The 25841-nt window shown below is 72.4% G+C and carries 26 protein-coding genes; 12 read left to right on the forward strand and 14 right to left on the reverse strand.

All coding sequences use genetic code 11. The features are described 5' to 3' along the window. Nucleotides 1-117 precede the first annotated feature (117 nt). Nucleotides 118-348: a hypothetical protein gene (locus tag ACFYUZ_RS33460; protein WP_389315633.1), complete on the forward strand. Its 231-nt coding sequence runs from the start codon at nucleotides 118-120 to the stop codon at nucleotides 346-348. A 257-nt stretch (nucleotides 349-605) separates the two neighbouring features. Here the strand turns inward: ACFYUZ_RS33460 and ACFYUZ_RS33465 are convergent, their stop codons facing one another. Both ACFYUZ_RS33465 and ACFYUZ_RS33470 read right to left on the reverse strand, forming a co-directional pair. Then, nucleotides 606-1244: a hypothetical protein gene (locus tag ACFYUZ_RS33465; RefSeq protein ID WP_389315635.1), complete on the reverse strand. Its 639-nt coding sequence runs from the start codon at nucleotides 1242-1244 to the stop codon at nucleotides 606-608. A gap of 80 nt (nucleotides 1245-1324) precedes the next feature. Beyond that, complete coding sequence (locus ACFYUZ_RS33470) at nucleotides 1325-2881, reverse strand: FadD3 family acyl-CoA ligase (RefSeq protein ID WP_389315774.1); 1557 nt, start codon at nucleotides 2879-2881, stop codon at nucleotides 1325-1327. Between the two features lie 108 nt (nucleotides 2882-2989). On the opposite strand from ACFYUZ_RS33470, the gene ACFYUZ_RS33475 reads away from it, so the two are divergent. Genes ACFYUZ_RS33475 through ACFYUZ_RS33485 form a run of 3 tightly spaced genes read left to right on the forward strand, consistent with a single transcriptional unit; the run spans nucleotide 2990 to nucleotide 5343 of the window. Then, a complete protein-coding gene (locus tag ACFYUZ_RS33475) occupies nucleotides 2990-4132 on the forward strand; it encodes a lipid-transfer protein (RefSeq protein WP_389315637.1) in 1143 nt (380 codons plus the stop codon). A 6-nt stretch (nucleotides 4133-4138) separates the two neighbouring features. Next, nucleotides 4139-4570 carry a Zn-ribbon domain-containing OB-fold protein gene (locus tag ACFYUZ_RS33480; RefSeq protein WP_389315639.1) on the forward strand — a complete coding sequence of 144 codons (432 nt, stop codon included), beginning with the start codon at nucleotides 4139-4141 and terminating at the stop codon, nucleotides 4568-4570. Then, a complete protein-coding gene (locus tag ACFYUZ_RS33485) occupies nucleotides 4567-5343 on the forward strand; it encodes an enoyl-CoA hydratase/isomerase family protein (RefSeq protein WP_389315641.1) in 777 nt (258 codons plus the stop codon). The genes ACFYUZ_RS33480 and ACFYUZ_RS33485 overlap by 4 nt, the downstream gene beginning before the upstream one ends. 193 nt (nucleotides 5344-5536) lie before the next feature. Here ACFYUZ_RS33485 and ACFYUZ_RS33490 read toward each other — a convergent pair whose 3' ends face one another. Continuing rightward, the gene (locus ACFYUZ_RS33490) at nucleotides 5537-6124 is read right to left on the reverse strand and encodes a hypothetical protein (protein ID WP_389315643.1); all 588 of its coding nucleotides are present in this window, start codon (nucleotides 6122-6124) and stop codon (nucleotides 5537-5539) included. A 113-nt stretch (nucleotides 6125-6237) separates the two neighbouring features. Between ACFYUZ_RS33490 and ACFYUZ_RS33495 the strand changes: the two genes are divergently transcribed. Continuing rightward, on the forward strand, nucleotides 6238-6927 hold the full coding sequence (locus ACFYUZ_RS33495; protein ID WP_389315645.1) for a hypothetical protein: 690 nt from the start codon (nucleotides 6238-6240) through the stop codon (nucleotides 6925-6927). 12 nt (nucleotides 6928-6939) lie between these two features. On the opposite strand, the gene ACFYUZ_RS33500 is transcribed toward ACFYUZ_RS33495, so the two are convergent. Both ACFYUZ_RS33500 and ACFYUZ_RS33505 read right to left on the reverse strand, forming a co-directional pair. After that, complete coding sequence (locus ACFYUZ_RS33500) at nucleotides 6940-9369, reverse strand: PQQ-binding-like beta-propeller repeat protein (RefSeq protein WP_389315646.1); 2430 nt, start codon at nucleotides 9367-9369, stop codon at nucleotides 6940-6942. Nucleotides 9370-9531: 162 nt separating this feature from the next. Continuing rightward, nucleotides 9532-10323 carry a VOC family protein gene (locus tag ACFYUZ_RS33505; protein WP_389315648.1) on the reverse strand — a complete coding sequence of 264 codons (792 nt, stop codon included), beginning with the start codon at nucleotides 10321-10323 and terminating at the stop codon, nucleotides 9532-9534. A gap of 329 nt (nucleotides 10324-10652) precedes the next feature. Between ACFYUZ_RS33505 and ACFYUZ_RS33510 the strand changes: the two genes are divergently transcribed. Next, nucleotides 10653-11300 carry a TetR family transcriptional regulator gene (locus ACFYUZ_RS33510; protein ID WP_030691742.1) on the forward strand — a complete coding sequence of 216 codons (648 nt, stop codon included), beginning with the start codon at nucleotides 10653-10655 and terminating at the stop codon, nucleotides 11298-11300. 144 nt (nucleotides 11301-11444) lie between these two features. Here ACFYUZ_RS33510 and ACFYUZ_RS33515 read toward each other — a convergent pair whose 3' ends face one another. Both ACFYUZ_RS33515 and ACFYUZ_RS33520 read right to left on the reverse strand, forming a co-directional pair. Continuing rightward, nucleotides 11445-11915 carry a nitroreductase family deazaflavin-dependent oxidoreductase gene (locus tag ACFYUZ_RS33515; RefSeq protein ID WP_389315650.1) on the reverse strand — a complete coding sequence of 157 codons (471 nt, stop codon included), beginning with the start codon at nucleotides 11913-11915 and terminating at the stop codon, nucleotides 11445-11447. Continuing rightward, nucleotides 11916-13106, reverse strand: coding sequence for an acyl-CoA dehydrogenase family protein (locus ACFYUZ_RS33520; protein ID WP_389315652.1), 1191 nt, complete (start codon nucleotides 13104-13106; stop codon nucleotides 11916-11918). A gap of 106 nt (nucleotides 13107-13212) precedes the next feature. Here ACFYUZ_RS33520 and ACFYUZ_RS33525 point away from each other — a divergent pair, with 106 nt between their 5' ends. The 4 genes from ACFYUZ_RS33525 (at nucleotide 13213) to ACFYUZ_RS33540 (ending at nucleotide 17767) form a co-directional block, all read left to right on the forward strand. Beyond that, entirely contained in the window at nucleotides 13213-14376 is a 1164-nt protein-coding gene (locus ACFYUZ_RS33525) for an acetyl-CoA acetyltransferase (protein ID WP_389315654.1), read from the forward strand. Nucleotides 14377-14488: 112 nt separating this feature from the next. Then, nucleotides 14489-15736, forward strand: coding sequence for an FAD-dependent monooxygenase (locus tag ACFYUZ_RS33530; RefSeq protein ID WP_389315655.1), 1248 nt, complete (start codon nucleotides 14489-14491; stop codon nucleotides 15734-15736). Beyond that, entirely contained in the window at nucleotides 15733-16386 is a 654-nt protein-coding gene (locus tag ACFYUZ_RS33535; RefSeq protein ID WP_389315657.1) for a pyridoxal 5'-phosphate synthase, read from the forward strand. The genes ACFYUZ_RS33530 and ACFYUZ_RS33535 overlap by 4 nt, the downstream gene beginning before the upstream one ends. Nucleotides 16387-16474: 88 nt before the next feature. Next, the gene (locus ACFYUZ_RS33540) at nucleotides 16475-17767 is read left to right on the forward strand and encodes a phosphatidylserine/phosphatidylglycerophosphate/cardiolipin synthase family protein (RefSeq protein ID WP_389315659.1); all 1293 of its coding nucleotides are present in this window, start codon (nucleotides 16475-16477) and stop codon (nucleotides 17765-17767) included. A 25-nt stretch (nucleotides 17768-17792) separates the two neighbouring features. Here the strand turns inward: ACFYUZ_RS33540 and ACFYUZ_RS33545 are convergent, their stop codons facing one another. From ACFYUZ_RS33545 to ACFYUZ_RS33560, 4 genes are all read right to left on the reverse strand, one after another. After that, nucleotides 17793-19679 (reverse strand): AMP-dependent synthetase/ligase, encoded by a 1887-nt coding sequence (locus tag ACFYUZ_RS33545; protein ID WP_389315661.1) that lies wholly within the window; start codon nucleotides 19677-19679, stop codon nucleotides 17793-17795. A gap of 78 nt (nucleotides 19680-19757) precedes the next feature. After that, nucleotides 19758-20426: a TetR/AcrR family transcriptional regulator gene (locus tag ACFYUZ_RS33550; protein ID WP_389315662.1), complete on the reverse strand. Its 669-nt coding sequence runs from the start codon at nucleotides 20424-20426 to the stop codon at nucleotides 19758-19760. A gap of 99 nt (nucleotides 20427-20525) precedes the next feature. Further along, nucleotides 20526-21857, reverse strand: a complete 1332-nt coding sequence (locus ACFYUZ_RS33555) for a dicarboxylate/amino acid:cation symporter (protein ID WP_389315664.1) — start codon at nucleotides 21855-21857, stop codon at nucleotides 20526-20528. A 367-nt stretch (nucleotides 21858-22224) separates the two neighbouring features. Further along, nucleotides 22225-22491, reverse strand: coding sequence for a DUF4229 domain-containing protein (locus ACFYUZ_RS33560; RefSeq protein WP_389315665.1), 267 nt, complete (start codon nucleotides 22489-22491; stop codon nucleotides 22225-22227). A gap of 135 nt (nucleotides 22492-22626) precedes the next feature. Here ACFYUZ_RS33560 and ACFYUZ_RS33565 point away from each other — a divergent pair, with 135 nt between their 5' ends. Further along, on the forward strand, nucleotides 22627-23160 hold the full coding sequence (locus tag ACFYUZ_RS33565; protein WP_389315667.1) for a GNAT family N-acetyltransferase: 534 nt from the start codon (nucleotides 22627-22629) through the stop codon (nucleotides 23158-23160). A gap of 69 nt (nucleotides 23161-23229) precedes the next feature. Here ACFYUZ_RS33565 and mqnE read toward each other — a convergent pair whose 3' ends face one another. Both mqnE and ACFYUZ_RS33575 read right to left on the reverse strand, forming a co-directional pair. After that, on the reverse strand, nucleotides 23230-24393 hold the full coding sequence (gene mqnE / locus ACFYUZ_RS33570) for an aminofutalosine synthase MqnE (protein ID WP_389315669.1): 1164 nt from the start codon (nucleotides 24391-24393) through the stop codon (nucleotides 23230-23232). 49 nt (nucleotides 24394-24442) lie between these two features. Beyond that, on the reverse strand, nucleotides 24443-24898 hold the full coding sequence (locus ACFYUZ_RS33575) for an Lrp/AsnC family transcriptional regulator (RefSeq protein ID WP_030691729.1): 456 nt from the start codon (nucleotides 24896-24898) through the stop codon (nucleotides 24443-24445). 112 nt (nucleotides 24899-25010) lie between these two features. Between ACFYUZ_RS33575 and ACFYUZ_RS33580 the strand changes: the two genes are divergently transcribed. Next, on the forward strand, nucleotides 25011-25148 hold the full coding sequence (locus tag ACFYUZ_RS33580) for a hypothetical protein (protein WP_389315671.1): 138 nt from the start codon (nucleotides 25011-25013) through the stop codon (nucleotides 25146-25148). Here ACFYUZ_RS33580 and ACFYUZ_RS33585 read toward each other — a convergent pair. Beyond that, complete coding sequence (locus ACFYUZ_RS33585) at nucleotides 25145-25819, reverse strand: UbiX family flavin prenyltransferase (RefSeq protein ID WP_389315673.1); 675 nt, start codon at nucleotides 25817-25819, stop codon at nucleotides 25145-25147. The two genes, ACFYUZ_RS33580 and ACFYUZ_RS33585, sit on opposite strands and share 4 nt — an antisense overlap. Nucleotides 25820-25841 lie beyond the last annotated feature (22 nt).

The following is a 25841-nucleotide window of genomic DNA, read 5'->3' on the forward strand; positions in this document are numbered from 1 at the left end:
GGTCGCAGCCCCTGAGTACTAGGGTGATCGGCCCCGGAGATTCGTCCAGCTGTCCACGGGGGAACGGCTGGGCGAATCTCCTCAGATCTCGGACATCACACGCAGGAGTTGACGAGCATGACCGACCCGATCAAGCAGGACCCGATCATCAAGCCCATGGACATGCACGCCACCTCGGAGCCGGCTCTCGACGCGATCACCGAGAAGATCACGGGCGGTCACGACGAGGGCATCGTCACCAAGGACATGCACGCCACCTCCGGGCCGGCCGACGCCATCGCGGACAAGGTCCTCGGTGACGGGGCCTCGACCGACAACATCCACATCACGTCCGAGCCGGCCAACTGAGCCACTCCCGACGGGGAACGGCCGCGGCGGCGACTTCGGGGGAGCCGCCGGGGCCGACCAGGGGGGTCCGGTCGACGGGGGAGCACACGGGCTCGGGGGACGCCTGACGGAACCAGGGGGGATCCGTCCGGGCAGGGCCCGTGCGCAACGCGATCGGACCACCGCACCACGGAGGGGCCGGGCATCTGCCCGGCCCCTCCGCCCTTTCCGTCGCGGCTCGCGCGCCCCGCCGCGTCCGGGATCGTCGCGCCCGTGCGTCAGCGGGCGTAGGAGCCGAGGCCGACGAGGCAGTAGACGTACTGGCTGATGGTGGTGCCGTTCATCGTGTACCGGTGGGAGAAGGCGTACTCCGTCCTGGGGTTGGAGTTGCACCGGTTCATGTCGGAGGTGAACGGGAAGGTCTGGATGACCTTGTAGTGGGCGTCGGACGCCGAGCACGACACCTCCTCGACGCCGCTGACGCTCTGCGCGGTCTCGGAGTTCGGAAGGGTGCCGTTGAGGCAGGTGCCGTTCTCGTACGGGTCGGGCTCCTCCTCGGTGGGCGTGGCGGTGGGGAAGGGCTCGTACGAGAAGGTCGGCATCACGACGGGGCCCGTGCCGCCGGGGCCGTCGTCCTCGTCGTGGTTCAGGAGGTACGAGCCGCCGACGAGGGCACCGATGACGGCGAGCGTCACCAGGCAGCCGAGGCCGCCGGACTTCTTGGGGGCCGCCGGGGCCCCGGCGACCGTGATGCGCAGGTACACCGTGCCGTCGCCGAGCCTCGCCGCGACGAGTTCGCCGTGACGGCAGGGGCGGACGGTGATGTGGGCCGGACCGGACGGAAGCCGGACGGTGAGGATCACGCCCTGGGCGGCCTGTTGCGGAGTGAGCGTGAGGGGGATCTCTTGCGTCGGCACCGGCTGCTCCTGGGATGGGGAGAGGCTGAGGGCTTCCCATATGACGTGCAGACAAAGGGAGTTGGTTGCGCTCCGCGCCGTCAGGCCGTGGACCGCGCCCTCAGCTCCCCCTTCACCACCTTCCCGCTCGCGTTCCGCGGCAGTTCCGGCACGAACTCGACCTCCCTCGGGACCTTGTAGTTCGCCATCTCCCGGCGCGACCAGGCGATCAGGTCGTCGGCCGTCAGGGTCGAACCCGGCCGCCGGACCGCGAAGGCCTTGCCGACCTCGCCGAGGCGGGGGTCGGGGACGCCGATGACGGCGACGTCCGCGACGTCGGGGTGCAGGCCGAGGAGCTGCTCGATCTCGGCCGGGTAGGCGTTGAAGCCGCCGACGATGAACATGTCCTTGATGCGGTCCGTGATGCGGAGGTTGCCCGACGGGTCCAGGACCCCCACGTCCCCCGTGTGCAGCCAGCCGTCCGCGTCGATCGCCGCCGCCGTCGCCTCCTCGTCCTCGAAGTAGCCGCTCATCACGTGGTGGCCGCGGACCAGGACCTCGCCGTCGCCGGAGAGCCGGAGCTCGGTGCCGGGGATCGGGCGGCCGGAGGTCGTGGCGATCGTCGTGTCCGGGTCGTCGCGGCGGCACATGGTGACGAGGCCGCTCGCCTCGGAGAGGCCGTACGCGGTGAGGACCGTGCCCACGCCCAGCTCGACGCGGAGGCGTTCGACGAGCCTCAGCGGGACGACGGCCGCGCCCGTCACGACGAGGCGGAGGGTGGAGAGGTCGTGCGCGGAGCGGGCCGGGTGGTCCAGGAGGGACTGGTGGAGGGTGGGCGGGCCGGGGAGGACGGTGACGCGCTCGGCGGCGATGTTGGCGAGGACGGTGTCCACGGTGAAGACGGACTGCGGGACGATCACCGCGCCCCGCATGAGGCAGGCGAGGATGCCGGCCTTGTAGCCGAAGGTGTGGAAGAAGGGGTTGACCACGAGGTAGCGGTCGCCCTCCCGGAGGCCGGCGAGCTCGGACCAGATCGCGTAGCAGCGCAGGGTCTGGGCGTGGCTGATGACGGCGCCCTTGGGGCGGCCGGTGGTGCCGGAGGTGTAGACGATGTCGGAGGGGGAGGCGGGGTCGATGCCGTCGGCGCGGGCGCGGACGCGGGCGGCCGGGACGGCGTCGCCCTCCGCGAGGAAGGCCTTCAGGGTCGTCCAGCCCTCGTCGTCGGGGGCGGTGTCGCCGAGGACCACCACCCGTTCGAGGTCGGGCAGTTCGACGCCCGATCGGCGCAGGGAGGCCACGTACGAGGTGCCGAGGAAGGTGCCGGTGACGAAGAGCAGCCGGGCGCGGGAGCGCTGGAGGACGTAGGCGGCCTCGGTTCCCTTGAAGCGGGTGTTCAGGGGGACGAGGACGGCACCGGCGGTGACGGCGCCGAGGGCGGAGACGATCCAGTCGAGGGTGTTGGGGGCCCAGATCGCGACCCGGTCCCCGCTTCGTATCCCGGTGGCGACGCAGGCGGCGGCGGCCCGTTCGACGCGCTCGCCGAGCTCGGCGTACGTGACGCGGACGCGGCCGTCGACGACGGCCTCGCGCTGCCCGTGGCGCTCGGCCGCCGCCCGGACGAGGCCGGGGATCGTGCCCCACTCCAGGTCGCCGCGCAGGTCCCTGCCCGTGTCCACGTCCATGCCCACCCTCCCTGTAGCTGACTATCCGTCAGATTAGTTGTAGCCTGACGCGCTGTCAGCAGTGCTGCCCCACAAGGAGGTTCGGTGCTCAAGGACGCCACGGCCATCGTCGGGATAGGACAGACCGCCTTCGCGAAACAGCTCCACGAGACCGAGAAGACCCTCGCCTGCCGAGCGATCCTCGCCGCTCTCGACGACGCCGGGATCGACCCCGGCGAGGTCGACGCCTTCGCCTCGTACACGATGGAGGAGACCGACGAGGTCGAGGTGGCGAAGGCCATCGGAGCCGGCGACGTCACCTTCTTCAGCAAGGTGGGGTACGGCGGCGGCGGCTCCTGCGCCACCGTCGGCCACCTCGCCGCCGCGATCGCCACCGGCCAGGCGAGCGTCGGCGTCGCCTGGCGGTCCAGGAAGCGGGGCTCGGGACCCCGCCCCTGGAAGAACACCGCCGTCCAGCTGCCCACCCCCGGCCAGTGGACCCGCCCCTTCGGGCTGCTCCGCCCCGCCGACGAGATCGGCATGCTCGCCCGCCGCTACATGCACGAGTACGGCGCCACCCGCGACCACCTCTTCAACGTCGCCCTGGCCTGCCGCAACCGCGCCAACCAGAACCCCGCCGCGATCATGTACGAACGGCCGCTGACCCGCGAGATGTACATGACCGCCCGCTGGATCAGCGAGCCCCTCTGCCTCTTCGACAACTGCCTGGAGACCGACGGCGCCCTCGCCTGCGTGATCGTCTCCGCCGAACGCGCCCGCGACTGCCGCCAGAAGCCCGTCTACGTGCACGCCGCCGCCCAGGGCCTGCCCGCCCAGCACCACGGCATGGTCAACTACTGGAACGACGACCCGCTCTCCGGCCCCGCCTGGACCGCCGCCCGCCACCTGTGGAAGCAGGCCGACTTCGGCCCCGCCGACGTGGACGTCGCCCAGATCTACGACGCCTTCACCCCCCTCGTCCCGCTCTCCCTGGAGGGCTACGGCTTCTGCGGACGCGGCGAGGGCGGCGCCTTCACCGAGGGCGGCGCCCTGGAGATCGGCGGCCGGCTGCCGCTCAACACCGGCGGCGGCGGGCTCTCCGAGGCGTACGTGCACGGCTTCAACCTCATCAACGAGGGCGTGAAGCAGCTCCGCGGCACCTCCACCGCCCAGGTCCCCGACGCGGCCACCTGCCTGGTCACGGCGGGCGAGGGCGTCCCCACATCGGCCATCCTGCTGAGGAGCTGAACCCGGATGCTGACACCGGTCACCGACGAGGACGGCGCGCCCTTCTGGGAGCACGCCGCCCGGGGCGAACTGCGGATCCAGGCCTGCGCCGCGCCCGACTGCGGCGAACTCCGCTTCCCGCCCCGCCCCTGCTGCCCCCACTGCCGGTCCTTCGACAGCGAGTGGCGGCTCATGTCCGGCCGCGGCCGGATCTGGTCCTACGTCCTCCCCCACCCGCCGCTCCTGCCCGAGTACGCCGCCCAGGCCCCGTACAACGCGGTGATCGTCGAACTCGCCGACGCCCCCCGCATCCGCCTCGTGGGCAACGTCGTCGCCGCCCCCGACGCCCCCCTGAACTCGGTCGACCCGGCCCGGCTGCGCATCGGCGCCCCCGTGCGGGTCGCCTTCGCCGAGGTCGACGGCGTCACCGTCCCCCGCTGGCTCCTGGAGCGGGCATGAGCATCCGCGTCGAGCGCGACAAGGAGACCGGGGTCGCGGTCGTCACCCTCGACCGGCCGGAGAAGCACAACGCCGTCACCCTCGGCATGGCCCGCGAACTGGGCGCCGTCTGGCGGGGGTTCCGGTACGAGGACGAGGTCCGGGCGATCGTCGTCACCGGCGCCGGCGACCGGGCCTTCTGCACCGGGATCGACCGGGAGGACGCCGGAAGGATCCCGCAGCCCTCCTCCCCGTACACGATCGACGACCCCCTCCTCACCCTCGGCCCCAAGGCCAACGACCTGTGGAAACCGGTGATCGCCGCCGTCGAGGGCATGGCCTGCGGCGGGGCCTTCTACCTGCTCGGCGAGGCGGAGTTCGTCATCGCGGGCGAGAACGCCGCCTTCTTCGACCCGCACACCACCTACGGCATGGTCAGCGCCTTCGAGACCGTCCACATGGCACGGAAGATGCCGTACGGAGAAGTCGCCCGGATGGCCCTCATGGGCACCGCCGAACGGATCTCCGCCCGGCGCGCGTACGAGACGGGGCTCGTCTCCGAGCTGACCCCGCCGGGCGGCGCGCTCGACGCCGCACGGACGGCCGCCGCCGTCATCGCCTCCCACCCGACCGAGGCCGTCCAGGGGACCGTACGGGCGCTGTGGTCGGTCGACGAGGCCGCCCGCGCCCAGGCCTTCGCCCACGCCCCGCACCTGGTGACGCTCGGGAACGTCCCGGCGGACCGGCAGGCGGAGCTGTTCACCCGGAGGAGCGGTGGACACCGGCTCCGCTAGCAGGTGCGTCGAGGACCACGTCGCTCGCGCGGCCGGGCAGCCTCACCGTGGCCTTCTGCCAGTCCCCCGACGGGGACTTCTCCGGCGGCGAGCCCAAGAAGATCACCCGCGTGGACCCCCGGTCCCGGACCCGGAGCACGAGCTCCGCACCACGCCGATCCGCTGGAACCGACGGACCGGGCGGACCCGGCGGTCAGCCGCTCGAAGACGGGCTCGGGGAGGCCGTCGCCTTCCCGCGCACGTCGTACACGTAGCAGTTCTTCACCCTGTCGACGACCTTCGGGTTCTTCATCGCGACCTCGAAGGTCCTGTCCTCGTAGTCCCCGACCGTGACGGTCGTCGTGACCGAGTCGACCGCGGAACCCGTGACGCCCTTGAACTCCAGCGTCACCTCGTACGTCCCCGCCGACGTGCTGCCCGAGGAGATCCTCAGGGTCGCCGTGGTGTCCGCCTTCCGGGCGGGCCGGCCCTTCCGCTTCTTCTGCGCGGGCTTCACGCAGTCGACGACCACGACCTCGACCTCGGCGGGGGTGGGGGAAGGGCTGGCGCTGGGCGTGGAGCCGCCCGAGCCGCTGTAGTCGTCGTTGCCCTGCTCGTCGCTGGAGCAGCCGCCGCCCGAATCGTCGTCGGAGTCCGAGTGGCTCCGGCTCTTGCTCTTGCCGCTCTTGCCCTTCCCGCCGCCGCCACTGCTCCCGTGGCCGCCCTTGCCGGTGTGGAAACCGGTCAGCGCGAGGACCACCACCGTGAGCGTCGCCGCGAGCTTCAAGCGTGTCCGTACCATCGCCGACCCCTTCCTGTCTGTCGTGTCCGCGCCACCCTAGCGCCGCGTGGCGGGGCCCCCTCACCCGGCGTAGCGTCGGAGACGAGGGCCGGACCGCCGAGGAGGCCGCACCGATGATCCGCGACACAGCCGGCTCCGTCCTGGCTCTCGCCGGAGCGACGGCCGCCGTCTGGAGCCCCTTCCGTGCCTGGTACGACGGCCGTCCCGGACACGACTACGGCACCGGGGAACTGTTCACCGGCGTCACCGACGCCAAGGCCGACGTCCTGGCCTCGATCCTGCTGCCCTTCGCCCTCGCCGCCCTCGTCGCCCTCGTCGGCGTGGTGCTCCGCTCCCGGCTGATCGTCGCCCTCGCCGGGATCTTCGTCCTCGGCTTCACCATCCTGTGGATGGTGCGGGTCGGCGAGGCGCAGGGCAGCCTCACCATCGACGCCGACGGCACGGGGCTCGGCGAAGGGGTCGCGGTCGCCTTCGGCGGCGGGGTCCTGCTGCTCATCGGCGCGCTCGTCATGCCGGGCCGGCACCACGCCCCCCGGCCGAGCCGGGTGGGCCGGGCACCCCGGCACAAGCACCCACCGCTGGACGGCCCGCCGAGGGACCGGCCCCCCACGGAGCAGACCCCGACGGACCAGGCCCCTGCGGACCGTCCCCTCGCGGACGGTCCCCGGTCGGGGCCGTCCTCCGCGGCCCCCACCCAGACCTACGACATCCCGGACCGGGACCGGGACTGGGGCCGGGACGGCCACGGCGAGGGCGACGGAGGCAGCCCGTCGGCCCCGCCCCCGCCGCCCCCGCGGCGTTAGCGCCCCGCCGCGTCAGCGCCCCGCGGCGCCCCTGCCCGTCGCCGTGCCCTTGGCCGCGTCGAGCGCGTACACGCAGCGGTCCTTGCTGCACGCGTACACGACCCCGCCCTTCGCCACCGGCGAGCCGGTGATCTCGCCGCCCGTGGCGAGCTTCCAGCGGAGCTGACCGCCGGTCGCGTCCAGGGTGTACAGGACGTGGTCGGCCGAGCCGAAGTGCACCCGGCCGTCGGCGACGACCGGGGAGCCGACCAGCTCGCCGCCCGCCGCGAACCGCCACCGGGGGGTGCCGGTGACCGCGTCGAGCGTGTAGAGCGCGCTGCCGCTGCCGACGTGGACGTTGCCGTCGGCGACGAGCACCGGCTCGGCGGACTGGCGCGGCTCGGTCGCGATCCGCCAGCGGTCCTGGCCGGTGGTGGCGTCGAGGGCGTACACGGTGCCGAGGTGGTCGGAGAGGTACACCCCGCCGCCCGTGACGGCCGGTCCCGGCGCGAACGCGGGCGGGGAGAGGAAGACCGCCGGCGCCTCGAAGTGCCAGCGGACGTGCCCGGCGGCGATGTCGATCGACAGGACCCGGGTCCCGGCGGAGACGTACACGCAGCCGTCCTCGGCCGGGGCCACCCGGACCGGCACGTTCGCGCAGGAGGCGGCGTCGCCGATCGGGTACGACCAGCGCTCCACGCCCGTGCGGGCGTCGAGGGCCTGGAGCCGGGCGTCCCGCCACACGTACACGGTGTCGCCGTGCACGGCGGGCCCCGCCTCCGCGGTCTCGAAGTCGGTCTGCGCGCCGGTGATCTCCCACAGCTTGGCGCCGTTGGAGGCCTCCCAGCCCTGCACCCCGCCGCCGCGCGTGCCGGTGACGACCGTGCCCCGGTCGACCTTCAGCGAGTACACGTAGGCGTCCGTGTGCAGCCGCCAGCGCTCGCCGCCGTCGGCGGCGTCGAGGGCGTACAGGGTGGGGCCGTCGGAGGCGTGGATACGGCCCGAGGCGACGGCCATCGACCAGGCCACGTCCCGGGTCTTGAACTGGCGCCGGCCGCTCCCCGTGTCCAGGGCGTGCACCTCGAAGGAGGTCACGTACAGCAGGTCGCCCTCGACGACCGGGGTGCCCCACACGTCGTTCGACATCCGGAAGCGCCAGGGGCGCCAGTGGCCGGGCTCCGGCGGGGGCTGCGGGGCCGCCGTCTGGTCCGTGCCCTGCGAGGGCACGGACGCGGGGCGGGAGCCCTGCCGCGGGGGCTGCTCGGCGGTGCCCGGGCCGCCGGGCGGCCGGATCCAGCCGGTCGCGGGGCCCGCGTCGGCGCCCCGGCCGACGGCGAGCGCCGCCCGGGTGTCGGCGACCCGGGGGCCGGGGCCGATCGGCACGGTCGCGCCGCCGAGGCGCACGGGGCCGCCCGCGCTCTCGGCGGGACCGGCGTGCCGGCCGCCGACGGGCGCGTGCTCGGGCGCGCGCTCCGGCGCCCGCTCCGGGAAGCGGGGGTCGGGGCGGGGGCCCGGCGGGTCCGCCGGGGGCGGGGGCGGGGGCGGCACGGTCGGACCGGGCAGCTGACGGCCGCCGCCGCGACGCTGCTCGATCATGGCGGTGGCGCTCTGCGGCAGCCAGGCGGAGGCGGTGCCGCTGTCGTCGCTGCCGGGGCCGAAGAGGTGCGGGGCGAGCTGTGCCTGGAGGTCGGCCGGGGTGGGCCGGCGGGTGACGTCCATCTGCATGCAGGACTCGATGAGGGGCCGCAGCTCCTCGGGCAGACCCTCCAGGTCGGGGCCCTCGCGGAGCAGCATGAAGACGGTCTCGACCGGGTTGGCGCCGTGGAAGGGCGCGTGGCCGGTGGCGGCGAAGACCAGCATCGAGCCCAGCGAGAAGACGTCGCTGGCGCCGGTGACGCTGCGCGAGTCGCGGGCCTGCTCGGGCGACATGTAGGCGGGCGTGCCCACGGCGACGTTGGTCATCGTCAGCCGTGTGTTGGAGACGCCCGACGCGATGCCGAAGTCGATCACCCGGGGGCCGTCCTCGACGACGAGGACGTTGGACGGCTTGAGGTCGCGGTGGACCAGCCCCGCGCCGTGGATGGACTGCAGGGCCTCGGCGACACCGGCGGCGAGCCAGCGGACGGCCTGGGCCGGGAGCGGCCCGCACTCGTTCACTATCTCTTCGAGGGAGGGCGCCGGCACGTAGGCGGTGGCCAGCCAGGGCACGGCGGCGCGCGGGTCGGCGTCGACGACGGCGGCCGTGTAGAAGCCGGAGACCGCCCGGGCGGCCTCCACCTCCCGGGTGAAGCGGACCCGGAACAGCTGGTCCTCCGCGAGCTCCGTGCGCACGGTCTTGATCGCCACGCGCCGACCCGAGGCCGAGCGCGCGAGATAGACCAGGCCCATTCCGCCCGCGCCGAGCCGGCCCAGCACCTCGAAGGGCCCGATACGTCTCGGGTCGTGCTGCGTCAGCTGTTCCACTTGCCTGCCACCTCCCCGTACGGGCCATGAGGGTACGGCCCCGTGGCCCTGATTCTTCCTGTCCGAGGGCCCGGTTGCGAACCCGGGGGCGGATCGGGGTGTCACGCGTCATATCGGGGCGCCGCGGTACGGGGCGCACCGGCCGGTACAGCCGGGGACGGATCAGTCCGTAGCGGCTGGTTTCGGCTCCGCCCGGACGGCGAAACGGGCGCCCTGGTTGTCGTGGAGGACGGCGACGCGGCCGTGCGGGGTGTCGAGGGCCGGGGTGGCGATCCGGCCGCCGAGCCGGACGGTGGTCTCGCAGGCCTCGTCGCAGTCGGCGACGGCGAAGTGGACGAGGACGTGGCCGGGCATCTCGGCGGGGAAGTCGTCGGTGATGACGGCCCGGCCGCCGAAGGCGTCGGCGCCGCCGGGCCGGGAGCCGGGCGGGGACCAGACGCGGTAGTCGAAGCCGGTGCCCCTGCCCTCCCCGGCCGCGTCGGCCTGGCGGCCGAGGTAGCCGAAGACGGTGGCGTAGAAGGTGTCGACGGCGTCGGGGCGGCGGGTGTAGACCTCCATCCAGCAGAAGGCCCCCGGCTCGTCCGTGACCTCGAAGCCGTCGTCGTCGCCCTCCTGCCGGAGGCCGAAGACCGCGCCGCCGGGGTCGGCGGCGAGCGCGTAGACGCCGAACGGGCCGACGGGGTAGGGCTCCATGACCATCTGGCCCCCGGCGGCCTTGATCCGGGTGGCGAGGGTGCCGGCGTTCTCGGTGGCGAGGTAGAGGGTCCAGGTGGTGGGCATGCGTCCGTCCCGCTTGGGGACGAGGCCGGCGGCCCGTCGGCCGTCGAGGAGGGCCTCGTCGCGGTCGGGGTCGAAGGTCCAGCCGAAGAGCTCGCCGTAGAAACGCTTGCCCGCCTCGAGGTCGGGAAGCTGTGCGTCCACCCAGCAGGGGGTGCCCTCAGTACGTACGGCCATGTCCCCACGCTAGGGCGGCGGGGGCGGCCCCGCACGCCCCGAGATGCGAACAGAGGGGCGATTCACCGGGTCGGAGCCCTTGCGGCGCTTGGGTCGCCCACCGGGCTCGTCCACAGCCCGTTCATGAGCCTATTCGGGTACGGGACTCCCCGCGCCGGCCCCGGTCGCCGCCGGCACGTCCGGCACCGCGTCCGGCACTGGCTCGATACCGCCCCTCCCCCTCGGGCCACGCACCCGCGCCGACCTCGCGGAACGGGGATGCGCCGGGGGTGCACCCCATTTGCAGTCGGCCGAATCGCGCGCTGATCCCCCCTCGGTAAGCTGACGGCATGACAGGACAAGTACGCACCGTCGACGGCCGCGTGGCCGGACGACGCGGTCAGGCGACGCGGCAGAAGCTGCTCGACTGCCTCGGTGAGATGCTCAGCTCCTCGCCCTACCGGGACGTCAAGGTCATCGATGTGGCCCGGAAGGCGGGTACTTCACCCGCGACGTTCTATCAGTACTTCCCGGACGTCGAGGGAGCGGTCCTCGAGATCGCGGAGGAAATGGCCAAGGAGGGAGCCGCGTTGACCGAGCTGGTCAGCGGTCGCTCCTGGGTCGGCAAGGCCGGATGGCAGACCTCGGAGGAACTCGTCGAGGGCTTCCTGGACTTCTGGCGGAAGCACGACGCGATCCTGCGGGTCGTGGACCTCGGCGCCGCCGAGGGCGACAAGCGGTTCTACAAGATCCGCATGAAGATCCTGAACTCGGTCACCAACTCCCTCACGGACGCGGTGAAGGAGCTCCAGAGCAAGGGGAAGGTCGACAAGGACGTCAGCCCCGCCGCGATGGCCGGCTCCCTGGTGGCGATGCTGGCCTCGGTCGCCGGCCACCAGAAGGGCTTCCAGACCTGGGGCGTGAAGCAGGCCGAACTCAAACCGAACCTGGCGCTGTTGGTGCACCTGGGCATCACGGGCAAGAAGCCGACCAGGTAGCGCCGGCCCCTCCTTCATCCGTCCTGTCGTCGACGCCGACGGCGACCCGACCCCGCGAGACCGGGGCCGGGACCGCCGTCGGCGTCGCCGTGTCCGGGTGCGGCGGCGCGTCGACGGCGGTCCCGGCCCGGTGCGGTGCGGGCGCTATCGGCGCGTGAGGCGGAAGAGCCGGATCTCGCGCTCGATCCGTGCCTGGTACGTGGCGTACGGCGGCCAGAACTCCAGCGCCGCCTTCCAGGCCGCCGCCCGTTCTCCGCCCGCGAGCAGCTCCGCCCGTACGGGCACGTCCTCGCCCCGCCAGTTGATCTCGACGTCCGGATGGGCGAGCAGGTTCGCCGTCCAGGCGGGGTGGCCCGGGCGGCCGAAGTTGGAGCCGACGAGGAGCCAGCGGCCGTCCCCCTCGGGCATGCAGGCGAGCGGGGTGACCCGGGGCCGTCCGCTCTTCGCTCCCCGGGCGGTGAGGATCACCCCGGGCAGCATCCGTGCGCTGAGCAGCACTTTTCCCCTGGTCAGCCGGTGCACGGCCCGGTCCATGGCCGGGATGAGGTGCGGGGCGACCCTGGCGAAGGTCCGGGTCGAGGACACCTTCTGCACGAGCTTCCGTCCGGCGGGCACCTACGCCGCCTCCTCTCCGAAGAGTCCGGTCCGTTCCGCCGCCCGGGCGCGCAGCCGGCGGGCGGGGCCGAAGAGCAGTTCGTCGGAGGCGGCCCGTTTGAAGCACAGGTGCGCCTCGTCCTCCCAGGTGCCGCCGGGAAGCTGGAGGGTCTCCGCGGCGGTGGCGCGCAGCGCCTCCAGGGCGTGGGCGAGGGCGAGCGGCCCGCCCTCGGGTCCGGGACCGGGTTCGCGGGCCGCGCCGTAGGTCAGCGAGCGGGCGGCCCCGACCTGGACGCAGAGGTCGGCGAGGCGGTGCCGGGCGGCGTGGGCGGGGCCGGCGGGGCGGCCGGGCCGTTCGCGGGGGCCGAGGCTCCCGGCGGCGCGGTCGAGGGCGGCCCCGGCGGCGCCGACGGCCTCGGCGGCAAGCATCACGGCGGCGGCGCGGCCGGTGGCGGCGAGGGCGCCGAGGACGTCGGCCGGTTCCTCGCCGAGGAGCTCGGCGCCGGTGTCCCGGAACTGGACGGTGGCCTGGGGCCGGGTGGGGTCGAGGGCGGGCTGCCGGGTCCGTACGAGTCCGGGGGCGTCCGCGGGGACGAGGAAGAGGAGCGTGCGGCTGCGGGCGAAGCCGCCGGTGTGGGCGGCGACGAGGAGCAGTCCGGCGCTGTGCCCGTCGACGACCCGAGTGGCCTCGCCGTAGAGGCGCCAGCCGCCGTCCGCCGCGCGCGCGGCCTGGATGCCGCCGGCCCGGCCGCCTCCCGACCAGTCGCCGTCGGTGTTGTCGCCGGTGAGGCCGAGGGCGAGGGCGATGCCGGAGGGGACGGCGAGGGCGCAGGTGAGGGTGGAGTCGGCGACGCGCGGGAGGAGTTCGGCGCGCTGGGCCGGGGTGCCGAGGGCGGCGAGGAGGGGGGCGGCGAGGACCGTGGTGGCGAGGAGCGGGGAGGGGGTGAGGGCGCGGCCGGCCTCCTCGCAGGCGAGGGCGAGGTCGACGGGGCCGCGGCCGGTGCCTCCGTACTCCTCGGGGAGGGCGAGTCCGGCGAGGCCGAGGGTGTCGGACATGCGGGTCCAGAGCGCGGTGTCGTGTCCCTCGGGGGTGGCCGCGCGGTTCTCGTGCGGTCCGGCCCGTTCGGCGAGCAGGTCCCGCAGGACGCGGCGGATCTCCTGCTGCTCCTCGGTGAGCGGTTCCGCCGGCGGGGCGGATGGCGAGGTGTCCATGGAGCTCCCTCCGTATCTGACGGTGCGTCATGCTAGGGCGGTGCGGGCCCGGTTGCCCAGAGAGGCGCCGGCCCCGATTCAAGAAATCTGATGTACCGTCAGATTCATGTCCACCACCACGCGCAGCTCCCGCCGCGTCGCCGTCGTCGGCGTCTCCCTCTCCGACTGCGGCCGGGTCGACGAGGCCACCCCCTACGCCCTGCACGCCCAGGCCGCCCGCCGCGCCCTCGCGGACAGCGGCCTCGACCGCTCCCTGATCGACGGCCTGGCCTCGGCGGGACTCGGCACGCTCGCCCCGGTCGAGGTCGCCGAGTACCTGGGCCTGCGCCCCCGCTGGGTGGACTCGACCGCCGTCGGCGGCGCCACCTGGGAGGTCATGGCCGCGCACGCCGCCGACGCCATCGCCGCCGGTCACGCGAACGCGGTCCTGCTGGTGTACGGCTCCACCGCCCGCGCCGACATCCGCGCCCGGCGCCGCACCTCGAACCTCTCCTTCGGCTCGCGCGGCCCGCTCCAGTTCGAGGTGCCGTACGGGCACACCCTGATCGCCAAGTACGCGATGGCCGCCCGCCGCCACATGCACGAGTACGGCACGACCCTGGAGCAGCTCGCGGAGGTGGCCGTCCGGGCGCGGGCGAACGCGGCGCTCAACCCGGAGGCGATGTTCCGCGAGCCGATCACCGTCGACGACGTCCTGGACGGGCCGATGATCGCGGACCCCTTCACCAAGCTGCACTGCTGCATCCGCAGCGACGGCGGCTGCGCGGTGCTGCTGGTGGCCGAGGAGTACGTCCAGGACTGCCGCAGGGCCCCGGTCTGGGTGCTCGGCACGGGCGAGCACGTCTCGCACACCACGATGTCGGAGTGGGAGGACTTCACGGTCTCCCCGGCGGCCGTCAGCGGCCGGCTCGCCTTCGAGCGGGCGGGCGTGCGGCCTTCGGACATCGACGTCGCCGAGATCTACGACGCCTTCACCTACATGACGCTGGTGACCCTGGAGGACCTGGGCTTCTGCGCGAAGGGCGAGGGCGGCGCGTTCGTCCAGGAGAAGGACCGGCTGCCGGTGAACACGGACGGCGGCGGGCTCTCGGCCTGCCACCCGGGGATGCGGGGCCTGTTCCTGCTCGTGGAGGCGGTGCGGCAGCTGCGCGGGGAGGCGCCGGGGCTCCAGGTGCGCCGGCCGGACGGCTCGCTGCCGGAGCTGGCGGTGGCCTCGGGGACGGGGGGCTGGTTCTGCTCCTCGGGGACGGTGGTCCTCGGCCGAGGCTGACCGGCCGCCCGAGGAATCTATACAAGCGTCATAGACAATCGTGTAGGACATCCGTATAGTCATGTTCGCGGGCAGGGGAACGGCCCGCAGACACCCGACAAGGAGTCCTGCCATGACGCACAACGCCACGAAGTCCGCCAAGACCGTCCTGATCTCCGGCGCCTCGATCGCCGGCCCCGCCCTCGCCCTCTGGCTGCACCGCTACGGCTTCGTCCCGACCGTCGTCGAGCGCGCCCCCGAACTGCGCACCGGCGGCTACAAGGTGGACATCCGGGGCACCGCGATCGAGGTCTGCCGCCGGATGGGGATCCTCGACGAGATCCGCGCCAACTCCACGGACATGCGCGGCGGTTCGTACGTCGACGACGCCGGCCGCACCATCGGCGAACTGCCCGCCGACATCTTCGGCGGCCGCGTCGAGGAGGACGACGAGATCATGCGCGGCGAACTCGCCCGCATCCTGTACGACCGGACCCGCGAGGACGTCGAGTACGTCTTCGGCGACTCGATCGCCTCCCTCGCGGAGGACGCCGACGGCGTCACCGTCACCTTCGAGTCCGGCACCGTCCGCCGCTTCGACCTGGTCGTCGGCGCCGACGGACTCCACTCCCACACCCGGAAGCTCGTCTTCGGCCCGGAGGAGCGGTTCAAGCGCCACCTCGGCGCGTACATCTCCATCTTCACGGCCCCCAACCACCTGGGCCTGGACCGCTGGGAGACCTACCACGCGCTCCCCGGGAAGCTGACCTGCGTCTACAGCTCCGCCGGCGAGACCGACGCCAAGAACCTCTTCGTCTTCTCCTCCACCCAGGAGCAGCCCGACCACCGCGACACGGCCGCCCAGAAGCGCTTCCTCACCCGCACCTTCCAGGGCGACGGCTGGGAGATCCCGCGCCTGCTCGGGCACGCCGCCGAAGCCGACGACTTCTACCTGGACTCCATCGCCCTCGTGGAGCTGGACCACTGGTCCACCGGCCGGGTCGTCCTGCTCGGCGACGCCGCCCACTGCACCTCCCCCGCCTCCGGCCAGGGCACGGGCCTCGCCCTCACCGGCGCGTACATCCTGGCGGGCGAGCTCGCCCGGGCGGGCGGCGACCACACCGTCGCCTTCGCCCGCTACGAGCAGCGGATGCGGCCCGGCGTGGAGCGCAACCAGAAGATGGCCGAGCGCTTCGTCAAGGAGATGGTCGTCGACCGGAAGTGGAAGATCGCCCTGCGCATGCTCATGGTGCGGACGCTGCCGAAGACCCCCTGGAAGAACCTCATCGCGAAGAAGATCCGCGACGAGATCCAGGCCACGGCGAACGCCGTCCCGATCGAGGACTACGACACCACCGCACGCCCTACCGTGGCCGCATGACCGACTTCCACCAAGCCCTCCGCTCCCTCCGGGTCTGGGACACCGAACTCCCGTCCTTCGACCCGGCGAGCGCCCCGCCCGAGCCGCTCCCCCTCTTCCACGACTGGTTCACGGCGGCGGCCGCGGCCGGCCAGACCGAGCCGCACACCCTCTCCCTGGCCACCGTGGACGAGGACGGCAGGCCCGACGTCCGCACGGTGATGCTGCACGACGCCGACGCCCGCGGCTGGCACTTCGCCTCCCACGCCACCAGCGCCAAGGGCCGCCAGCTCGCCGCCCGCCCCGAGGCCGCGCTCGGCTTCTACTGGCCGGTCCAGGGCCGCCAGGTCCGGATCCGGGGCCACGTCGCCACCGGCACCCCCGAGGAGGCGCACGAGGACCTCCACGCCCGCACCACCGGCGCCCTCGCCTCGGCGCTCGTCGGCCGGCAGAGCGAGGTCCTCGACTCCCCCGACACCCTCGCCCGGGCGAGCGAGGCGGCCTGGCGCCGGGCCGAGGCCGAGCCGGACGCGCCCGCCCCCACCTGGACCCTGTACGTCGTCGAACCGGCCGAGGTCGAGTTCTTCCAGGGCGACGCCCGCCGCCGCCACGTCCGCCTCCGCTACCGCCGCACGGCGGACGGCTGGACCCGCGAACTCCTCTGGCCATAGAAATCCCGCCACATGTGACCGGAATCAGCTGCAACTGCCGAACCCCTCTCCGGGTCGTACGGGAGTCCGAAACCTGAAAGGGATCTCCATGCACATCCGGCACAAGCTCCGTGCGGCCTCCCTGGCCGCGGCGCTCCTGGCCTCGGCCCTCACCGTCTCCGCCGCGCCCGCGGGCGCCGAGACCGCAGGCACGACGGCGGCGACGGGCGTGACCACCCAGGCCGTCTTCAACAACCCGATCGGCACCGCGGCCGAGCAGCGGGCAATCGTCGACAAGCAGATCGAGCTGATCGACGGCGCCCCGGCCGGCTCCCGGATCCGGCTGTCGTACTACTACCTCAACGACGTCACGCTCACGAACGCCCTGACCGCCGCCCACGACCGCGGGGTCCGCGTCCAGGCGGTCTTCGACGTCAAGGCCACCGGCTACGCGCCGTACGACACGCTCGTCGCCAAGCTCGGCACCGACACCTCCAAGCCGTCCTGGGTCACCCACTGCGGCACCGCCCGCGGCTGCATCGGCACCCTGGCCAAGGGCGGCGTCAACGCCATCAACCACAACAAGTTCATCCTCTTCACCGAGACGAACGGCACGCCCCGCGTCGTCATGCAGTCCTCGGCGAACCTGCACACCGGTCGCGACGGCTACCTCGGCTGGAACAACGCCCTCGTCCTGACCGGCAACGACGGCGTCTACAACGCCTACGACGGCTACTTCGACGACCTCGCCGCCAAGGTCCCGAACAACAACTACTACGACACCGGCAGAGCGCCCGTCGCCTCCGGCAACGCGAAGATCCACTTCTATCCGCGCGCCGCGACCAGCGACTCGGTCTTCTACAACGATCCCGGTGAGGACACGGTCGCGACCGTCCTCGACCACGTGCAGTGCTTCGGCAACTCGGTCGTCGGCACCACCGACAACCACCGCACCCGCATCCGCGTCGCCATGACGATCCTCTCCCGCCCCTACCTCGCGGACAAGCTCGTCCAGCTCGACGCCCAGGGCTGCTACGTCGAGGTCGCCCTCACCTACGACGGCACCAACGGTCTGGGCAAGACCTCTCTGGAGAAGCTCCTCGCCAAGACGACGAACGCCTACAACGGCGTCATCACCAAGTACTACTGCGGCAAGGACTCCACCTGGATCCACGACAAGTACCTGCTGGTCGAGGGCAACTACTACAACACCCCCGACCGCAAGATCGTGTGGACCGGCAGCCACAACTGGTCCACCAACTCGCTGCGCCAGAGCGACGAGACGATGCTCCAGTTCGAGGACGCCGCGGTCCACGACGCGTACGTCGCCAACTACAACCGGCTGCGCGCCGCGACCACGCACCAGCCCGCCAACGGCGACGCCGTCGACGCCACCTGCTGACCCCCCGCCCGCAGGGGGCGCGCCACTACGGGCGTGCCCCCTCGGAGCCGTACATCTCCTCCACCTCCCGCGCGAAGTCCCGCAGCACCGCCCGCCGTTTGAGCTTCAGGGACGGCGTCAGATGGCCCGAGGCCTCCGAGAACTCGGTGGTCAGGACGCGGAAGGCGCGGATCGACTCGGCCCGCGAGACCAGCCGGTTGGCGTCGTCCACCCCCCGCTGGAGCGCGGCGAGCAGTTCCGGGTCCCGGGCCAGCTCCCAGAGCGCCAGATGGTCCTTGCGCCGCATCCGCCGCCAGTGCGTCAGCCCCTCGTGGTCGAGGGTGACCAGGGCCGTGACGTACGGGCGGTCGTCGCCGAGGACCATGCACTGGGCGACCAGCGGGTGGGCGCGCAGCCAGTCCTCCAGCGGGGCGGGGGCCACGTTCTTGCCGGCCGAGGTGACGATGATGTCCTTCTTCCGGCCGGTGATCCGCAGATAGCCGTCCGCGTCGAGCGAGCCCAGGTCCCCGGTGGGGAACCAGCCGTCGTCGGTGTACGGCAGGGCCGCCCCCCGCTGCGCGTCCCAGTAGCCGGCGAAGACGTGACCGCCCTTGAGCCAGACCTCTCCGTCGTCGGCGATCCGGACGGCCGTGCCCGGCAGGGGACGGCCGACGGTGCCGGGGCGCGGCCGGCGGGGCGGGGTGACCGTGGAGGCGGCCGTGGTCTCCGTCAGGCCGTACCCCTCGAAGACCTCGACGCCGGCGCCCGCGAAGAACTCGGTGAGCCGGGCGCCGAGCGGGGAGCCGCCGCAGATCACGTACTTCACCCGGCCGCCGAGCGCGCGGCGGATCCGCCGGTAGACCAGCGGGTCGTACAGCGCCCGCGCGGCGCGCAGGGAGAGCGAGGGCGAGGCCTCCCGCCCGTACCGGCGGGCGGTCCGGGCGGCCCGGTCGAAGACGGCGGCCTTCCCGCCGCGCTCGGCGGTGGCGCGGGCCCGGTCGAAGACCTTCTCCAGGACGTACGGGATGGCGAGGAGGAACGTGGGCCGGAAGCCGGCCAGGTCGGCGAGGAGCTCCTCGCCCTCGACGGAGGGCGCGTGTCCGACCCGGACGCGGGCGCGGACGCAGCCGACGGCGACCATCCGTCCGAAGACGTGGGAGAGCGGCAGGAAGAGGAGGGTGGCGGCGGGCTCCTTGCTCTCCGAGACGAAGACGGGGTGGAGGAGCCGGACGGCGTTGTCGACCTCGGCGAAGAAGTTGGCGTGGGTGAGGGCGCAGCCCTTGGGCCGGCCGGTGGTGCCGGAGGTGTAGACGAGGGTGGCGAGGGCCTCCGGGGTGAGCAGTCCCCGGCGGGCGGTGACGGCCTCGTCGGCGATCCGCGCGCCCGCCGCGCGGAGCTGGTCGACGGCTCCGGTGCCGAGGACCCAGAGGTGGGTGAGGCCGGACAGCTGCCGCCGCTCGGCGGAGACGAGCCGTGCCTGCTCCGCGTCCTCGACGACGCAGGCCGCGGCGCCGGAGTCCTGGAGGATCCAGCGGGTCTGGAAGGCGGAGGAGGTGGGGTGGACGGGGACGGTGACGAGCCCGGCGGCCCAGGCGGCGAAGTCGATGAGGGTCCACTCGTAGCTGGTGCGGGCCATGAGCGCGAGCCGGTCGCCGGGGCGCAGGCCGGCGGCGATGAGGCCCTTGGCGACGGAGTGCACCTCGGCGGCGAAGCGGGAGGCGCTGACGTCGTACCACTCCCCCTCCGCGTCCTTCCTGGAGAAGAGGACGGCCCCGGGGTCCTGCCGGGCGTTGTCGTACGGGAGGTCGGCGAGCGAGCCGCGGGCCACCCGGGGGACGAGCGCGGGGACGGACGCCTCCCGCACCCGCCCGTCCACCACCACCTTGCGCGGCTCTTCCGGGTCGGTCTCGGATGCGGCGGTGACGACGGACACGTGCGGCTCCTCGGTCTGCGCGATGAACTGAGGTCGTGCGTCGGTACGTTGAGCCCTGAGTTGTCCTGACTGCCCGGACTAGCCGGTAACCTTACTGCCCGGTAAGCGCCGGCGGGGAGACCACCGCTCGCTTTTCATGAGGTTTCCGAGCCCGGCCCAGGCGAAGTTCATCAGCGTCGCGGCGGCCTCCTTCGCCGCCACCCCCGGAGTCTCGTTCGCCCAGCTGGCCAACGACTCGGCGGACCCGACCAGCGCCTGCGCGAGCGCGTCCACGTCCCGCCCGGTGATGTCCACCTCCGCCTCCCCGGCGGCCTCCCCGATCAGCCCCGCCACGAAGCCCACGATCTCGTCCCGCATCCGCGCCACCTCGCCGGCGAACGGCTCCCCCTGCGTCCGCGCCTGCCGGCTCAGCACCACCCATGAGTCCGGGTGCTCGGCGGCGTACGTGAAGAAGGCGAGCAGTCCCGCCCAGAGCCGCTCGTCCGGCGGCACCTCCGCCCCTCCGACCCCGGCGTCCACGGCAGCGAGCAGGGCCCCCGCCTCACGCCGGATGCAGGCGGTGAACAACTCCTCCTTGGACCCCAGATACAGGTAGACCAAGGGCTTGGAGACCCCGGCGAGCTCGGCGATCTCGTCCATGGACGCCGCCTGGTACCCGTGCCGGGCGAAGCACCGCACGGCCGCGTCCACCATCTGCCGCTCCCGCACCGCCCGCGGCAACCGCCGCCCCTTCGCCCCACCGGCCATGGCGGCCCACCCCTGTTTCCAAGATCCACTGGATGCCCCGCAGAAGCGTACGTGCCCCCTGCCCGGTCCGGGCAGGGGGCACGTAGGCGCTCGGGGAGGTCAGGCGGCGGCCGTGACCGGGACCTTCCGGTCGCTGTCGGCGGCCTCGGCCGGGTCGTCGATCGGGGACGACGAGGCGTGCTCGTAGGCGGTGAGGTCGAGGATCTTCTCGCGGGCCGAGACGATCACCGGGATCAGGGCCTGGCCCGCCACGTTCGTGGCCGTCCTCATCATGTCCAGGATCGGGTCGATCGCCATGAGGAGGCCGACGCCCTCCAGGGGGAGGCCCAGGGTGGAGAGGGTCAGGGTGAGCATGACCGTGGCGCCGGTGAGGCCGGCGGTGGCCGCCGAGCCGATGACCGAGACGAAGGCGATCAGCAGGTAGTCGCCGACGCCCAGCTGGACGTCGAAGATCTGCGCGATGAAGATCGCGGCGAGCGCCGGGTAGATCGCGGCGCAGCCGTCCATCTTGGTCGTGGCGCCGAACGGGACGGCGAAGGAGGCGTACTCCTTCGGGACGCCGAGGCGCTCGGTGACCTTCTGGGTGACCGGCATGGTGCCGACGGAGGAGCGGGAGACGAAGGCCAGCTGGATGGCGGGCCAGGCGCCCTTGTAGAACTGGAGCGGGTTGACCTTGGCGACCGTGGCGAGCAGCAGCGGGTAGACGCCGAAGAGGACCAGGGCGCAGCCGATGTAGATGTCGGCGGTGAAGGTCGCGTACTTGCCGATCAGGTCCCAGCCGTAGTCGGCGATGGCGAAGCCGATGAGGCCGACGGTGCCGAGCGGGGCGAGGCGGATGACCCACCACAGGGCCTTCTGGAGGAGCTCCAGGACCGACTCGGAGAGGGTGAGGATCGGCTTGGCGCGGTCGCCGAGCTTGAGGGCGGCGATGCCGGCGACGGCGGCCATGAAGACGATCTGGAGGACGTTCAGCTCGGTGAAGGGCGTGATGACGTCCGTCGGGATGATGCCGGTGAGGAAGTCGAGCCAGGAGCCCTCGTGCTTGGGGAGCTTGCCGTCCTTCGGCGTGAGGCCGGTACCGGCGCCGGGGTCGGTGATCAGGCCGATCGCGAGGCCGATGCCGACCGCGATGAGCGAGGTGATCATGAACCAGAGCAGCGTGCGGCTGGCGAGGCGGGCGGCGTTGTTCACCTTCCGCAGGTTGGTGATCGACACCAGGATCGCGAAGAAGACGAGCGGCGCGACGGCCAGCTTGAGCAGCTGGACGAAGATGTCGCCGATCTGGCCGAGGGTCTCCTTCAGCCAGGAGACGTCCTGGCTGCGGGCGATCCAGCCGAGGAGGGCTCCGAGGGCCAGACCGGCGATGATCTGGACCCAGAAGGGGACCTTGGGTATCCGGGACTTCGTCTGGGGCGTCACGGACGCGGACACAGGCACACTCCACAGGTGCGTATCGGGAAATACGGGGACGGGGGTGCGGCACGCACGCGCTGGGCGCGGGCCGCTGCATGATGCCGGATCAGAGCGCGCGGCAACAGACCGCGGACATACAGCGGCAGAGATCGACGTGCAGGCGCGCCACGAGCGGGGTGCTCGGGGCGTGTGAGGGGCGCGCTGCAGACTTCATGTCGAACACGTTAACACTTGAACTTTGAGGACCTCAAAGCTCTTCTTTGAGCCATGGAGGCGCCCTGACCCTCCGAAACGCAGAAAACCCCAGGCACCAGCCTTGGAAGGCTCTGCCCGGGGTGTGACGTCTGTGAGGAAGCTTACGCGTCCCTTATGCGCCGGCCCGCGGCTACAGCGCGTCCTCCTGGGACCGGTTCGCGTCCAGCCGGCCCTTGGCGCGCTCGACCTTCGCCACCACCTCCGCGCTCGCCTCGTCCCGCACCTTGCGCAGGAGCACGAAGCTGAGGGGGGCGGAGACGACGATGGAGAGGACGAGGACCCAGAGCAGGTTCGAGTCGCCCAGGCCGCGCGGCAGCACGCCGACGTAGACGAGACCCCACAGGGCGAGGAAGCACCCGGCGAAGATCCCGAGCCGCATCAGCGTGTAGCGGAGCATGTCAGTCCAGTCTTCCGTTCCGAAAGATCCCGAAGTTTCCCAGCGGGACGAGCGCCTCCCAGTGAAGCACGCGACGGCGCCCGCCCCGGGACCGGGCCTCTTGAGCACCGCAGAAGTAATGGATAAAATCCACTCATGACCCTTACGTTCGAGGTGGACCCGGCCGTCGACCCCGCCCTGCGCGACGGCGTGCTCTCCCTCTGGGCCGACGTCTCCAACGCGGGCGGCGCCGTCGGCTTCGTGCCCCCCGTGACCCCCGAGGAGATCCGCCCCGCCCTGCTCAGGCACCTGGTCGCCATGGCCGAGGGCGACACCCGCCTCCTCGTCGGCCGCGACGAGGACGGCCGGGTCGCCGCCACCGCCTTCTTCACCTTCAACACCCATCCGCTGATGCGGCACTGGGTGTGGCTCTACACCGTGATGGTCCACCCCCGGCACCAGGGCCGGGGGTACGGCCGCGACCTCATGGCGGCGGTCGAGCGCACCGCCCGCACCGCCGAGGGGTTCGAGGCGGTCGAGGCGATACGCCTGACCTGCCGGGGCGGCACCGGCGTCGACGGCTTCTACGCCAAGTCCGGGTACAAGGAGGTCGGCCGCGTCCCCGACGCGATCCGGGTCGCCCCCGGCGACGACCGCGACGACATCATCATGCTGCTGCCGCTGGGGTGAGCGGCCGGGGCGGACACGGAAAAGGGCCGGTGGGGGTGTCCCACCGGCCCTTCCCGCGCCCGGACGGGGTCAGACCCGCATCGGCTGCGGCGACTCGCGCCGGTCCGGGTCCGGACCCGGGTACTCGCGGATGATCTCGTACCGGGTGTTCCGCTCGACCGGCCGGAAGCCCGCGTCACGGATCAGTTCGAGCAGGTCCTCGCGGCCCAGCTTGTTCGGCGTGCCGTAGTTGTCGGCGTCGTGCGTGATCTTGTACTCGACGACCGAGCCGTCCATGTCGTCGGCGCCGTGCTGGAGCGCCAGCTGCGCCGTCTGGACGCCGTGCATGACCCAGAAGACCTTGACGTGCGGCACGTTGTCGAAGAGCAGCCGGGAGACCGCGAAGGTCTTCAGGGCCTCGGCGCCGGTCGCCATCGTGGTGCGCGCCTGGAGCTTGTTGCGGACCTTGCCGTCCTGCATGTCCACGAAGTCGTGCTGGTAGCGCAGCGGGATGAAGACCTGGAAGCCGCCGGTCTCGTCCTGGAGCTCGCGGAGCCGGAGCACGTGGTCCACGCGGTGGCGCGGCTCCTCGATGTGCCCGTAGAGCATGGTGCACGGGGTCTTCAGACCCTTCTCGTGCGCGAGCCGGTGGATCCGGGACCAGTCCTCCCAGTGGGTGCGGTGGTCCACGATGTGCTGCCGGACCTCCCAGTCGAAGATCTCGGCGCCGCCGCCGGTCAGGGACTCCAGGCCGGCCTCGATCAGCTCGTCGAGGATCTCGGAGGCGGAGAGCCCGGAGATCGTCTCGAAGTGGTGGATCTCGGTCGCGGTGAACGCCTTGAGGGAGACGTTCGGCAGGGCCTTCTTGAGCTCGGAGAGGGAGCGCGGGTAGTAGCGCCAGGGCAGGTTGGGGTGGAGCCCGTTGACGATGTGGAGCTCGGTGAGGTTCTCGTTCTCCATCGCCTTCGCGAGGCGCACGGCCTCCTCGATGCGCATGGTGTACGCGTCCTTCTCGCCCGGCTTGCGCTGGAAGGAGCAGTAGGCGCAGGAGGCGGTGCAGACGTTGGTCATGTTCAGATGCCGGTTGACATTGAAGTGGACCACGTCACCGTTCTTGCGGGTCCGGACCTCGTGGGCCAGACCGCCGAGCCAGGCGAGGTCGTCGGACTCGTACAGGGCGATGCCGTCCTCACGGCTCAGCCGCTCACCGTCCCGGACCTTCTGCTCAAGTTCGCGCTTGAGTCCCGCGTCCATGTACGGCCGCCTCCCTTTATCTCCGAATTCAGGCTTGACCACCGTACTCTCAGCCCTCCTCGGGCAGCTCCCCGACCCGGTTCTCCCACTTGGTGGAGAGCACGATCGTCGTACGGGTGCGGGAGACGCCCTTGGTGCCGGAGAGCCGGCGGATCGTCTTCTCCAGGCCGTCGACGTCGTTCGCGCGCACCTTGAGCATGAAGGAGTCGTCGCCGGCGATGAACCAGCAGTCCTCGATCTCGGCGAGGTCCTTCAGCCGGCGGGCCACGTCCTCGTGGTCGGCGGCGTCGGAGAGGGAGATGCCGATGAGGGCGGTGACGCCGAGGCCGAGGGAGGCGGCGTTCACGGTGGCGCGGTAGCCGGTGATGACCCCGGCGGCCTCCAGCCGGTTGATGCGGTCGGTGACGGAGGGGCCGGAGAGCCCGACGAGCCGGCCGAGCTCGGCGTAGGAGGCGCGGCCGTTCTCGCGCAGGGCCTGGATGAGCTGCCTGTCCACGGCGTCCATAAAGAGGAACCTTCCATTGTCCAGCGATACCGCGAGTATAGGTATAGAATCTAAGGCACACAGGGGCGACACCCTGTGAATCTTTCAGTGGATCAAAGACGATCTTTCAGGAGTGGTGATCACCGTGTACACGATCGAGATGGCCTACGCCCGCATGCGTGAGCTGCAGGAGCTGGCCAGCCGCTCGCGTGCCCACCAGACGTCCGCCGCCTCGAAGCGCGCCGGCAAGAAGGCCGCCAAGAAGCGCTAATCCGTACGGGAAGCTCCACCGAGCTCTCCCTCCCAACGGCGGTACAGCCGGTGCGGCACCCCTGCCGCGTCGAGCACCCGCCCGGCGACGAAGTCCACCAGGTCCTGGATGTGCGTCGCCCCCGCGTAGAACGCCGGAGAGGCGGGCAGCACCACGGCGCCCGCCTCGTCCAGCGCCACCATGTGCTTGAGCGTCTGTCCGTTCAGCGGGGTCTCCCGCACCGCGACCACCAGCGGGCGCCGCTCCTTCAGCGTCACGCTCGCGACCCGCTGCAGCAGGTCCTTCGAGAGCCCGAGCGCCACTCCCGCCACCGAGGCGGTCGAGGCCGGCACCACCAGCATCCCCTTCGCCGGATACGAACCGGAGGACGGCCCCGCGGCCAGGTCCCCGGCCGCCCAGTACCGCACGTCGTCCAGCCCGCCCGACACGTCGAAGGTGTCCGGCTTCCCGTCGGCGCCCCGCGCCAGCCACGCCGCCAGGTCCTCGCGCCAGTGCGCGTCCCGGAAGGCGATCCCCGTCTCGTCGAGCAGCGTCAGCCGCGAGGCCCGCGACACGACGAGGTCGACGCTCTCCCCCGCCTCGAGCAGCCCCCTCAGCACGGCGGCGGCGTACGGCGTGCCCGACGCCCCGGAGACCCCCACGATCCAAGGGGTGCGCTTGCCGTCGTTCATGCCGTCGAGCCTATCCGTCGTC

The sequence above is a fragment of the Streptomyces sp. NPDC004266 genome (genome assembly GCF_042874095.1).
In the GTDB taxonomy this organism is placed as follows: domain Bacteria; phylum Actinomycetota; class Actinomycetes; order Streptomycetales; family Streptomycetaceae; genus Streptomyces.